The organism is Tenacibaculum aiptasiae (genome assembly GCF_008806755.1).
Lineage (GTDB): Bacteria > Bacteroidota > Bacteroidia > Flavobacteriales > Flavobacteriaceae > Polaribacter > Polaribacter aiptasiae.
Genome location: NZ_WAAU01000008.1, coordinates 151,766 through 164,738 on the forward strand (window position 1 = coordinate 151,766; position 12,973 = coordinate 164,738).

Genomic DNA, 12,973 nt, shown 5'->3' on the forward strand with positions numbered 1-12,973 from the left:
GGCTAATTTATTTTTCAGTTTGTTTATGAATCCAATCTATTAGTTCACTTTTATTTATGGCATCCCAAGTTGATTGAACGGTTTTCTTTTTTGAAGGATTATCTCCTGGTTGTAATACAATCAAATCTGTATTTTCATTACCTACAAGCCTTAATTCAGCTAAAAAACTGACTATATCTGTAGAGTTATTTTCATAGAGAGTCTTATATTGTTTTGTCAATTTATATTTAATAGCAGGCTCTATATAAGCTCTTATAGCATAGTTTTTATATAGTGGAATATTTCTGTTTTTCTCATCATAATAATTATATGCTGAAAAATTATGGTAGCTGTTAGGCGAAGTTTTTGGAGTTCCTTTTAAATGTGTTTCTAACATATAATTCATAAAAGTAGGCTCCCATAAGTTATTTCGTTTGATTCTTATTTCACGCTTGTGTTGATACCATTTTCTTGTCCAGTCTAATGTAAAATTACAAATTACAATTCCCTTTATATTTAATTGAAAATCAAGATTATTCTCTTTTGAGACTTTGATATATCTCATTGCTCTATGTCCTGTTAAACTCGCTCCTAAGAAAAATATGTTTTTATTAGGTAGTTTATAATCAGTAAAAGCTTTTTCTATAAGTTTATGTGCTGAAATTATTGAAGAATTAGAAAAGTAAAAATCAAAAGGAATTTCAGTAGAAACAGACAATACTGCAAAGTTCTTTTTAAGTGCTTCGCTATAAGTTTGTTTAGCACTTTTGTTCTTTTTATCGTATCCTGAATCCTCTAGAAAAATAAGAATACCCTCAATTTCTTTATAATTTGGTAGCATTAAAGTATAACCTTCTTGAATATAAGGAAAGAAGTCTTTTGAACCTTTTCCTATTCTTAAACTATCTTTTTTTAAAGGAGCGTACTGTTCAACTATTTTCTGTGAAAAAGATTTAGTGCTAAAAACAGCTAACAAGATGATTATAAAGAATGATTGAATACTTTTACTCATTTTCTTTCTAGACTTTAGATAATAATGTTAAAAGCGAATATAATTTAATACAATGATAAAGTTTTAAAAATTAATACGTAAGCCTCAGTTTTATAGTAAGTTTAACATAATGAAGAAATTAATTTTTTACTCTAGTTCCTACACTAAATTCAGCAAAAGCAAGCAATAATATAATAGTTATTTCGGTTAAAATGTATAACCATCCTATATAAGTAATTAAATGAAAGTGATAAACAGCAAACCCTAAGGATATACAAAAATACAATAGATTGAGTATAGCTATTCCTTTTAATAGCACACCAGTTTTTGAATACTTTTGTTTAAAGCTATAGATATCATATAAAGTAAAAAACAAAGGTACAATGGCTAAGATATATAATACTGAAGATGGAATTCCAAATAATGCTTCAAATCGTACTAATACTACCCCCAACATAAAAGAAGATAATATTGCTCCAAAGCCATCTATTAAAAATAGTTTTTTTGGATGTTGTTGAATCTTAGTTAGTAAACTATTTAGATATGTAAGCATTTATACTATAGGAATTACTTTTTTTCTTGTCGCAGAATTTTCTCATTTTTGCGACCTTTAGCTAATTCAAAATAAAATATTTCATCTTTTTCATCTCTTTTAGCAGTGAAATAACCTGTTCTATCTGTAATTAATATATAATTTATTTTTTCTTTAGAATGAATCAAGTTTTTTATTTTTTTTGGTGAAGACCAATAATTATCTTCTTTAAGTTTTGAAGAAAATAAGTCTCCTCTCTTTTTATCTCTTTGAGAATAAACAATAGTATTATCATTTATTAAAACTGGATGATAATTTTTCTGTTTTATATTTAATTCATCTAAATTTCTTTTAAAATACCAATCTGAATTTAAATTTTGTCTCGCATACAACTTTAGCTTTATTTGATTAGCTTCGTTTGATGAAATTATCATTGATAACCCATTTTTTAAAAAGGCACAATGACCATATGATAACTTTTCAGAATCTAAATTTATTAATTTAGGGTTAAATAAATTGAAGTTATTAATATCACATTTATATAATTGTAAATTACCTGTTATTTTGTTATTTGAGGTGAAATAAAACTCATTAGAAATAGGTAAATATATACCATTAGACATATGATAAAAATCTTTTCTATTTTTGATTTGAAACTTAATTAAGTTGCCTAGTTTAGATTTATTTTTAATTTCTGTATAGTATAAAGAATAAAAATTAGTTTCTTCGTCAAGAGCAGAAATAATTAACCCTTTTTTATATTTAGAATTAGTATAAGCATCTAAATTGATATTTGTTTTTTCTACTATATATGGACTTTTACATGAAGGAAAGGCAAAAAGAAATAATAGTATATAATGTAACTTTTTCATACTTTAATTAGTAAAGTTTAATTGAATATTCCATGAAAATTTGAACATGGTAAGATCTTAGCTTTTTTTGACAAATATAATTAAACCTTGATATCTATTCATAAAAAAAGCAAACCGAAGTCTGCTAGTATCAAAAGCTTTTAATTCTATCGCTTTTATGTTTCTTTCAATATGATATATCTTAATGGGTATTACTTCTTTTCTTATCGCAGAATTTTCTCCATTTTACGACCTTTAGCTAATTCATCAATCAACTTTTCCATACGCCTACATTGTTTATATAATAAAAATTCATCTTCTATTTCTTCAATTCTATAACCACAAACAACTCCTTTTATTAGGTGCGCATTAGGATGTATCGTTGCTTTTTCAAAAAAAGTTTTAAAAGTTACTTTTTCTTCGATGAATGCATCCAATTGCTTTTTATCAAACCCTGTTAACCATTCTATAATTTGATTAAGTTCTTCAATAGTTCTACCATTTTTCTCTATTCTATTCACATAATGTGGATAAATAGAAGCAAATATCATATTGGCAACTTGTTCATTTTTTTTTGCTGTAACTTTCATATTTGTTATTCGATTAATGGTTAATTATATAATTAAAAGACATCTTTCTCCCATATCATGTTCTCCAATTAAAATCATTGCTTGGTGTCTAAAATTGAATTGATCAAAAAGACCTTTTTTCTGTAATTCAATAAGAACATCATGTATTGCAATACACCCTTTAAAATATAAAAAATCATGCAATTCATCAAAACCTTTTAAATCCCAATATTCATTATCTTCTAAAACATATTTTTTCTCAATCTCATCATCGTCATCTAAAAATGAAAAGCTATCGTAAAACTCCAATAAAAAACTAGGATGATGCTCCAGTTCTTCAAGTATTTCATATTGCAAATCTAAGTCTACTTCTTCTTCACTTAATTTATAACTTTTCCAATCATAAATTCCATAAGTATGAGCCTGTCTTGATTTCCACCAAGTTGTATCGTATTCAAATAATAAAGCATCAAGTTTTGGAACTGCTTCTATTTTAGCTAGAATATTTCCCCATTGTTCTATGTTTGAAATTAATGTTTTTTCAATTTTATATTTATAAATATTAAAGTCAAACGTTGAAATTCTTTTTTCTAAGTCTAATAATAATTGATGTTTGTTTTGAATAGACTTGTACTGATTTAAATTCAAGTTCATTTCAAACTCTAAATGTTCTCTGATTCTTTTATTATTTAACATTAGTTGGCTTTTAATGAATCTTATTTATAGATTTTCTTCAATAATTTTTACAATATCATTTATATTTTTTTCAGAAAAACTATTTTTAATAGCTATAATTTTACCATCTTTATCTAAAACCATAAAGGTAGGAGCTCTTTGAATTCCATAAGTTAATGCCATCTTTTTTCCTTTATATAAACTTGGGAATTCAATTTTATAATCGGTAAGGTAGTTTTCTAGTTCTTTTTTAGAATAGTCTTCAACATATTCAACTCCATAAATTTTAAAATCGTTTTTTTTAAACTTTCTTTTAATTTTATTTAGACTTGGAATTGCTTTTAGACACGCTACACAGCCTTTAAACCAAAATTCTAATAAGACCACATTTCCTTTTAATTTAGATAGATTTACTGTACTATTATTATTTAACTCAGGTAACACCCAATTAGTAATTTGTTTTCCAACATTGTTAAGCATGCTATTTTTACGTAGAGTAAGATATTCTTCTATTGTAAAAACAGGATAATCATTAGGTAAATATTCTCCAGTCCAAAGTTTATTATCAAATTTGTAATCTAAGGCTATGTTTTCAATAGTTCTACTTATAAAACCAGTTTTTCCACTTTGACTAATTATTTTATAAGGAAAATAATTGCTTTTATTTAGAATTAAATAATACTCAGAATCATTATTATCGTTCTCTTTAAAGTTATAATTAATCCAGTCTATGTATTTATTTTTAAGCAAAAAATTAAAGACTAAGTATTTATTGTTATTAATAATAGTATCATTTTTTCTTATAATAGAGATACTATCGTTTTGAATAATTTTTGGCAAGAGTTGTTTTAAAGCACTTATGGTAAGTAGTGTAGGATTGTTAACAGATTCATTACTAGTATCGTTATTTATAATAGTAATTTTCTCTTTATGATCTGACTGCATTGTTTTACTACCATTGTAAATAAGTTCACCTTTTAATGAATTAAAATGATATTTTAAATTATTTGATTTATCAATTCTAAAATCAAAAGATATAGTATCTAAATCTTTAAAAATCAATTTTCCTTTGTCCTTAAACTCAAAAGAGGAGGTATATTTTATTGTTTTTATATTGGATAGATTAATAGAAACCTCCTTTAATATTTTTTTGTTTGATTTAGAACAAGAAGCTAATGTAATTATAGAGAATATGATTAATAATGTCTTTTTCATAAGGAAAAATTATTGTTTTAGGAGAGTTTCATTTTATTGAGGTATTCCAATTTGAGCTCTTGTTTTTCCTGTTTTCTTTTCTAAGGTAGAAACTAGTTCATCAAAACCAACTAAATGCATGTGTGCTTTAATGTTTTTATCAGCACTAATAATCTTCATTTCTAAACTTTGTTTTCCAAAAGATAAATCTTGAATTTCTGTCCATCTGATTTCTTTTTGTTTCCCAAAGAGTGTTTTTTCAATAATTGCTAAATCAGTTATTTTTATATAAGATATATACCCTTTAGCAAATAGTAATAAGCCCACAATAAAAGATACGATACTTGAAATAATGGCTAAAATTTGATCATTTTCCTTTGCAAAAAAGAAGGCAAATATTAACAGAGCAACGCCTCCAGTGATTACAAAAACTCCAATTATAGGGTATAGTTTAGGGAGTTGTAAAATTAAATTTCCACTCTCATCTTTTCGAGGTTTCTTTTTAGAAATAGCTAAGAGTAAAGACATAACAATTGAAACAATAATAACGGGTAGAATACTTTTTGATATCATAGTAGTTTTTTTTAAGTAATGTGAAGTAAAACTTCTTGCAATTTTTTCACAAATATAGTTAAACCTTGATATGTATTTATAAAAAAAGCAAACCGAAGTTTGCTTGATGTTAAAAGTCTTTATTTCCATTGCTTTTTACGATTCTTTTTCCAAGATCTCGTATTTTTAGAAATAGTAGAATTAATAGTTTCAAATCCATGAGGAAAGCAAAAAGAACAGCCTCCCATTTTTATGTAATTAATCTCCCTTGAAACCTTTACATTTGAAATTTTCTTTGGAAAATCGATGAAACCGTATTCATTTAATCCAAAAACTTTTTTTAATCTCTTAAGATTTTTCAATTTTTTATTGTTTTAAGTTAAGTACTTAAAACAAGGTTCCTTTTAATATTAGAATTAAGTATTTCATTTTATAGCGTTTTCACAAATATAATAAAGTGTATAATACTTTTAAGATAAGTTTTCTTTTATACCTAATAATCTTGCTCTTATTCAAAAATAATCAAGTTCTATGGTTTTTTTTATCATTTAAACCTTATGAATACTCAAATTTGAGTTGTTAATAATAGTTATCTAATTGATTTTTAATAAGATTAATAATCGTTTTTAACAAAGGTGAAATCTGAAAAACCTTATAAAAAGAGTAGGAACCAACTAAATCAACTAAACATGGAAAACACAATTAATGTAGCTGATTCTACTACTAAAACACATCAGCCAATTGTTGAACAATTAAAAGTTCTTTTGAATAATAATTTAGAATTAAAAGGAGCATTAATATCTTCTTTAATGATAGCTTCTGGTATGGCTAAAGAAAAACTAAATGATCAATTGTATAATGGTTTGAATGAAGTTTTTAATAATAATGCATGGCCAACAACCATAGAAGATTATTATGATTATTTAGATATCTATGTAAAATTAGTACCTAATGAAGAAATATCAGAGAACTATCCAGATGCATGGAGGAGTGGTCCAAATCAAAATGGATACAATCAAAAAGTTTATGATTTATTATGCCAATTTTATTGGTTAGTAGATCAAAATGAGCCAGGTTCTGATGTAACTATCCAAAGTTTTCCAGAATTTGCAGAATGGCTTGTAGCCTTTGCAAATAGTTGGGGAGAGTTTTGTAGTACTACCAATTCTTTTACAGAAAAATCGAAAGCTTCTTTTAAAGCCAATCCAATGTACAACTGGGATTTATACTCAGACAATGAAGAGAGCTGGGATACCTTTAATAAATTCTTTTATCGTGAGTTTAATAATGCTGCAGAAGGAACAGGAATAAGTCCTTTAAGACCTATTACTGATCCTACTAATAACAAAACTATAGTTGCACCAGCAGATTGTACATATAAAAAGGATTATGCTATTGATGCTAATGGGAATGTATTAGAAGATGGTAAACAAGCCTCTGTAAATTTAAAACATACACATTCTATAGGTTCAGTTACTGAACTTTTAGACGGAAGTCAATATGCAGAAGCTTTTAATGGAGGAACTTTTGTACACTATTTTCTAGGACCATTTGATTATCATCGTTTTCATACACCAGTTTCTGGATATGTCTTAGAGAGTAGAAAAATATCAGGCAAAGTATATTTAAACGTTCAAATAAAACAAGATGGACAATGGGATGCACCAGATGGAGCAGATAATGGGTATGAGTTTAATCAATCTAGAGGATTGATAATTTTAGACACGCTAGAATTAGGTAAAGTAGCTGTGCTTCCTATAGGAATGTGTCAAGTATCCGGTGTTTTAATGAATTCAGGTTTAGAAGGAAAAGAAGTGATAAAAGGGCAGGAGTTTGGTAAGTTCCAATTTGGAGGTTCTGATATTATCATGCTATTTGAAAAGAGTCCTGAAGAGCTATATATGTACAAAAGAGATCCAGGTCATAACCGTATTCATTTTCAATATGGTCAAGCAGCAATATTGGCTAAATAGACAACATATTTTTGCACATAATAAAGAAACGGAGAATATTAAATATGTTCTCCGTTTTATATAAAAGCATATTATATCTTTTTGTTTACTTTGGGGTATCATTAAATTATAATTAAACTCAACTCAGAACATGCAAAACAAACATCTTTTTACAATCATTCTTATATTTCAATTTCTTGTAGGGTTTGCTCAGTCTAAAGAATATCAAGCTAAAAAAGAAAGAAAAATAAAGCAAGGATCAGTATTTACTAAAATTATAAAAAAAGAACTACCAGCTACTATTTTATATGAAGATAAAGATGTTATTGCTTTTCTACCAATAAGATTACAATCCAAAGTACATGTATTAATAGTACCTAAAAAAGAGATCCCTACCATTAACGACATTAATGAGAAAGATGCTATGTTACTTGGTAAATTGTTTTTAGTGGCTAAAAAAATAGCTAAAGAAAAAGGTGTTGCAGAAACAGGATATCGTTTATCAATGAATATTAATGAAGATGCAGGGCAATCTGTTTTTCATTTACATATGCATTTGCTAGGAGGAGAAAAATTAGGTCCAATGGTTCAAATAAATAAATAACAACAGTATTTCTTTTCGCTTTACTTAAAAAGGAAAGCAATTCGTCTAAAGATTAATCCATCTCGTCTAATTTTAAAATTTTAATCCTAATTCAAAACTATCTTTACAGTGTAATTAAAAGTTTGATATACATTTTTAACAATTTTAATTAAAAGTTTAGAAAAGAAGCATTCCGGGGGGACAGGCTTCTTTTCTTTTTTATTTCACTTTATAAGCAATGAAAAAGAATAAGTGAACATGAATTATTATATATTGCGTATTAAATTTCAATGAATTTATTTACATGTGATTATGCAGAATGAAAATTCAAGTTTAGCAACTAATTTAAGCGCTTATCGTAAAAATTTAGGACTTTCTCAAGAGGCCTTAGCAGAGAAAGCGAATGTGTCTTTAAGTACTATTCAACGTATAGAAAAAGGGACAGTAACTCCTCGTGCTTTTACGATTAAAATTTTGGCAGAAACATTAAATGTAGATATTACAAGTTTAATGAGCTCTACTACTCAAAGTGAAACTTCAAATTCAAATATTTCTCCTTTAAAAAAGTTAAACTTAGTAACACTTTTTTTTGTTTTTCTACCTTTTATAAACCTTATCGTTCCAACTATATTCTGGAGAATGAATGAAGAGTTAGAAAATAAAAACTCTACAGCAGGGAAAATTTTAAGTTTTCAGTTATTATGGAGTTTTATTGTAGTGATAGGAATGGGAATTACACTTTTTTTAGGAAACCTGATTATTGGAGCGGGTGATAGTCTTTTCTTTATTATGATTTATTATTTACTAGCTGTGCTGTTTAATATTTTTACAATTGCTAAAACAGCTTTTAAGTTGAATAATAAGGATGAAAATATACTTTCCTTTATTCCAAACTTATTCTAAACTCAAATTTATTTAACTTATTAATAGTCAGTATATTGTTTTCAAATGACATATAAATGCGGTAAAAAAGCTATAGGTTTGACATAAGATAATATCCGACATCATTCTAGTTTTACTATTCAATTTTAAAAGAATAGAAATAAACAGAATGAAGAAAAGTATTTTAAAAATCAGCTTAGCTATTATAGCTTTATTAATAATTTGGGGAGGATTCGTTTTTTTTAAACCAGCTCCAAAAACGATTAATGATTTAATGGAAAGCTATGTGAATCCTAGCATTAAAATTAAAACAAGGAGTCCATTTAGCGGAAGTGTTTTAGTGGCCAAAAATGGAAAAATAGTTTTTGAAAAAGCTTATGGAGAATCTGATAGAAAATCAAAAGCACTTAATACAATAGACACTAAATTTGGTATTGGTTCTGTAACAAAACAGTTTACAGCAATGCTTATCATGCAAATGGTAGCAGAAAAAACAATAAACCTACAAGATACTATAGGAAAGTATTTGCCTTATTTACCTAAAGATAAAAAAGATCATATAACTATTCATCAGTTATTGGCTCATACATCAGGATTGCCACATTATGAAGGTTTAGATGCCATAGGAGTAAGTTTAAGAGAATTTGGAAATACAAGTTATACACCAAAGGAGCTAGCAATATTGATAGGAAAAACAAATTTGGTAAGAAAACCAGGGAGGGCATATTATTACAGTAGTTTTGGTTATGACTTGTTGGGAACTATTTTAGAGAAAGTATCAGGTAAAACATACAAAGACTTGTTAAGTGAGAGAATAATAAAACCTCTTGGATTAAAAAACACAGGTTTTGAAAGTAATGAATATGTAGCTAAAGAATTAGCAAAAGGGTATAGGTATAGAGAAGTTTATGGATTGGATTGGTGGACATCAGAACATGGTGGAAAAATCACTGAAGCTCCCTTTAGAGATCAGTCAACTGCTTATTCTGCTGGTGGAATGCATTCTACTGTTAGAGATTTATTTACATGGAGTAAAGCTTTAAAAACATTCAAACTCTTATCTCCTGAATTAACAAAAATAATGCTAACACCCAATAAACATGGGCATTGTTATGGTTTAGTAAGAAACTGGGACGATATTGTAGAAAAAAATATAAATGTAAGATTATATGGACATGGAGGAGCTTTGGCCGGAAATAGTGCTTTTATAGCTTTATATGATGACGGAACTACAATTATTTACTTGGCTAATAGGAATAATTTAAAAGCTGAAGAAATATTACATCAAATGCACATACGCGCAAATAATTTAAAAGATGAATTTAAGTTAAAAGGATATCCAAATAGAAGTTCCTATTCAAAGTTTATAGAAGCAGGTGGGATGCCTGTATTGCATGATTATTTTAACAGACTTTCTAAATACAGCGGTTATAAAGTAAATCCTTCAAACAGTACAATGAGAGGTGTTATGAATATTCATTTAGAGGCTAAAAAATATACCATAGCAGATAGTTTAAAAATGGCTTTTATCAATAATTTTAATAAAGATGAAAGAACTCTTAATGAATTTGGATATTACTTTTTAAATTCCCATTATCCTAAGTATGCTTTAGACTTTTTTAAAGAAAATACTTCTAAATATCCGTATTCATCTAATGCTTGGGATAGTTTAGGAGAAGCATATTTGACTTATGGAAATTACAATGAAGCTGTAAACTGCTATAAGAGAGCTATAGAAATAGGAGAAAAGATAAATCATAGTGCATTAAGACTTTACAAGGAAAATCTTGAGAAAGCATTGGAAAAACTAACTAATAAATAGGTTAGAAAGGAGAATATTTAGTAATGTTAATATTCTCTTTTCTAATTTTAAGAGTATAAAATTAGAAATACACCTATCATAATACCTGCTAAAGGAACTAATTTTTTTCGTTTGTTTTTTTCTTTAAAAACAAGCCCACCTAATACAACAGCAATAATTATTTGACTGCGTTTTATAGCTGATAATAACATTATTAAAGCATCAGGATCTTGTAGCGCTTTAAAATAAAAATAATCGGCGGTTTGTAATAAAACACCAACAGCAATAATTGTCCATCGCCATTTAAAATCCTTTCGTTTTTGTTTGTATGGAAACCAGGTTATTGATAAAATAACAATTAAAATAAGTATCGTATACCAACAAAACCAAAATTGTAGTGTTTGTGGATTTAAACTTAAATTCTGAATTAAAAACTTATCATATAACCCGCTAGATGCTCCTAAAAATGTAGCACCAATAATGGCAAAAATCCATTTATTTCTTTTAAAATTAATTCCTTCTTTTTTCCCAATTTTAGAATAGAGAATTACTGATAATATAATAAGGAAAAAACCAATCCATTGTAAAAAGTTAGGACTCTCTTTATAAATTACGATAGCTCCTATAAAAGTAAAAAAAGGGCCAGCAGAACGAATTGGCGTAACAATAGTAATAGGTAAATGCTTTAATGCCTGATAAGCTAATATCCATGAAGAAGCCATAATCATTGATTTTATAAAAATAAAACCATGAGTTGTCCAAGGAATATCGCTAATATGAAAACCTATTTTCTGCGTATACTCAGGATAAAATATAGAACCAATAAAAAACGGTACTAAAAACAAAAAACCAGAAGAAATAGTACCTAAAAGTACAGGAAAGACTTCGTTTCCTTGTACAGCATGCTTTTTACATAAATTATGTAATCCTAAAAAAAGAGCGGCCAATAAACCTAAATACATCCACATGCCGCGAATATAGTTTTTTAGACTATTTCAAATTCAAAATAATTTAAAAAAAGTACAATGAAAAAAGCTTTATATTTTTTAGGATTATTACTTATAGTAAAAAGGGGGTTTTCCCCTACAAGCAATTATATAGGAAACTATATTTGCCTCCGTATTTGTAGAATGTGGGGACATTGTAAGAATGCAACAATAAAAAGCATCTTTAGAAAAAAGGATGCTTTTTTTATTTTATATGTAGATTTGTTGTTCATAGCAATTACAAATTAACAATGTTAAAAAAATTAAATTTCTTGGATGTTCTACTTACAATTGAAGTTCTTTTTGCATTCATTTTATTCTTTTTTTTAATTCGTCTAACATTTAAAAGCAAGCGATATTTTCCTTTACTATTATTTGTTTTATTATCGCTTTTTGATTCTTTTATTTCAGCTTTAGTAGAAACAGGCATTATTAAAAAGATGCCTTATTTGATAGATACTAACGAGCCTTTTTTTATGTTGTTTGGTTTGCTGTTGTTTCTCTATGTTAGAAATCAAGTGCATCAATGTTTTTATTTTAAAAAGACTGACTTTTTACTTTTTATTCCTTTTGTTTTTGCTTTACTAACCTATCTTCCAATTTTTCTTCAAAGTTCATCTAATAAGTTAGTTGAATTGACTTTAGAAAAGAATGTAATATTTGATACTTCAGCATATATATGGGAATGGAATTTTTATCTAGTTGTAAATATTTACTTTTTACTTAAAGCCTTAAGAGAATTAGATATTTATAACTTAAAATTAAAAACACAATTGTCTAATATTAGAAACTCCAACCTTTATTATACACAGGTTTTAATTAAAATATGTATTGGATTATATGTTTTAGAGTTTCTTTTAACTTTTTTAACTTATTATGGGATTACTTATAATAAACTTATTTATTCATTATTAGAAGTATTGAGTGGTGTATTTTTACTATTGATTGCGGTAGATGCTATTCTTTCTCATAAATACATTGCAGAAAATAATTTATCTAAAACAAATTTATCACTCGTAACTGATATCGGTTCAGAAGAGAAAACTGTAAAGTATGCTAGTTCAGGATTGAATAATGAAGCTTCAAAAGAAATTAAAAAACGCCTACTACAATTCATGAAGGAGCATAAACCTTATTTAAAACCCAAATTACGTATTAAAGAATTATCAGAAGCTATTAATATTCCTTCTCATCATCTTTCCCAAGTAATTAATGAATCCTTTCAACAAAACTTTTATGAGTTTGTAAATAGCTATAGAATAGAAGAGGCTATGAAAATTTTAAAAGATCCTAAATATAAAAATTATACATACGAATCTATTGCTTTTGAAGCTGGATTCAATTCAAGATCTGCTTTTTATACAGCTTTTAAGAAAATTCACAACACAACTCCTTCTAAAATGTAATCGTAACATAATTAGACATT

14 protein-coding genes are annotated in these 12,973 nt (G+C 27.0%); 5 read left to right on the forward strand and 9 right to left on the reverse strand.

All coding sequences use genetic code 11. The features are described from left to right. Positions 1-7: 7 nt before the first annotated feature. From F7018_RS03470 to F7018_RS03505, 8 genes are all read right to left on the reverse strand, one after another. The gene (locus F7018_RS03470) at positions 8-991 is read right to left on the reverse strand and encodes a hypothetical protein (RefSeq protein WP_150898603.1); all 984 of its coding nucleotides are present in this window, start codon (positions 989-991) and stop codon (positions 8-10) included. A gap of 118 nt (positions 992-1,109) precedes the next feature. Next, complete coding sequence (locus F7018_RS03475; protein ID WP_150898604.1) at positions 1,110-1,523, reverse strand: hypothetical protein; 414 nt, start codon at positions 1,521-1,523, stop codon at positions 1,110-1,112. Positions 1,524-1,537: 14 nt separating this feature from the next. Then, positions 1,538-2,374: a hypothetical protein gene (locus tag F7018_RS03480; RefSeq protein WP_150898605.1), complete on the reverse strand. Its 837-nt coding sequence runs from the start codon at positions 2,372-2,374 to the stop codon at positions 1,538-1,540. Positions 2,375-2,577: 203 nt separating this feature from the next. Further along, positions 2,578-2,943, reverse strand: coding sequence for a DUF2200 domain-containing protein (locus tag F7018_RS03485; RefSeq protein ID WP_150898606.1), 366 nt, complete (start codon positions 2,941-2,943; stop codon positions 2,578-2,580). Positions 2,944-2,967: 24 nt separating this feature from the next. Further along, positions 2,968-3,618: a hypothetical protein gene (locus F7018_RS03490; RefSeq protein ID WP_150898607.1), complete on the reverse strand. Its 651-nt coding sequence runs from the start codon at positions 3,616-3,618 to the stop codon at positions 2,968-2,970. Between the two features lie 24 nt (positions 3,619-3,642). Next, positions 3,643-4,812 (reverse strand): TlpA family protein disulfide reductase, encoded by a 1,170-nt coding sequence (locus tag F7018_RS03495; RefSeq protein WP_150898608.1) that lies wholly within the window; start codon positions 4,810-4,812, stop codon positions 3,643-3,645. Between the two features lie 33 nt (positions 4,813-4,845). Then, on the reverse strand, positions 4,846-5,364 hold the full coding sequence (locus F7018_RS03500; protein ID WP_150898609.1) for a hypothetical protein: 519 nt from the start codon (positions 5,362-5,364) through the stop codon (positions 4,846-4,848). Between the two features lie 119 nt (positions 5,365-5,483). After that, positions 5,484-5,705, reverse strand: a complete 222-nt coding sequence (locus F7018_RS03505; RefSeq protein ID WP_150898610.1) for a phosphate ABC transporter substrate-binding protein — start codon at positions 5,703-5,705, stop codon at positions 5,484-5,486. Positions 5,706-6,032: 327 nt separating this feature from the next. Between F7018_RS03505 and F7018_RS03510 the strand changes: the two genes are divergently transcribed. The 4 genes from F7018_RS03510 (at position 6,033) to F7018_RS03525 (ending at position 10,582) form a co-directional block, all read left to right on the forward strand. Then, positions 6,033-7,316: a phosphatidylserine decarboxylase gene (locus F7018_RS03510; protein ID WP_150898611.1), complete on the forward strand. Its 1,284-nt coding sequence runs from the start codon at positions 6,033-6,035 to the stop codon at positions 7,314-7,316. Positions 7,317-7,446: 130 nt separating this feature from the next. Continuing rightward, positions 7,447-7,899, forward strand: coding sequence for a histidine triad nucleotide-binding protein (locus tag F7018_RS03515; RefSeq protein ID WP_150898612.1), 453 nt, complete (start codon positions 7,447-7,449; stop codon positions 7,897-7,899). A 291-nt stretch (positions 7,900-8,190) separates the two neighbouring features. Further along, complete coding sequence (locus tag F7018_RS03520; RefSeq protein WP_150898613.1) at positions 8,191-8,781, forward strand: helix-turn-helix domain-containing protein; 591 nt, start codon at positions 8,191-8,193, stop codon at positions 8,779-8,781. Between the two features lie 148 nt (positions 8,782-8,929). After that, positions 8,930-10,582, forward strand: coding sequence for a serine hydrolase (locus F7018_RS03525; protein WP_150898614.1), 1,653 nt, complete (start codon positions 8,930-8,932; stop codon positions 10,580-10,582). A gap of 47 nt (positions 10,583-10,629) precedes the next feature. Here F7018_RS03525 and F7018_RS03530 read toward each other — a convergent pair whose 3' ends face one another. Further along, complete coding sequence (locus F7018_RS03530; RefSeq protein WP_150898615.1) at positions 10,630-11,529, reverse strand: EamA family transporter; 900 nt, start codon at positions 11,527-11,529, stop codon at positions 10,630-10,632. A gap of 269 nt (positions 11,530-11,798) precedes the next feature. On the opposite strand from F7018_RS03530, the gene F7018_RS03535 reads away from it, so the two are divergent. Further along, positions 11,799-12,953, forward strand: a complete 1,155-nt coding sequence (locus tag F7018_RS03535) for a helix-turn-helix domain-containing protein (protein ID WP_150898616.1) — start codon at positions 11,799-11,801, stop codon at positions 12,951-12,953. The last annotated feature ends 20 nt before the right edge of the window (positions 12,954-12,973 follow it).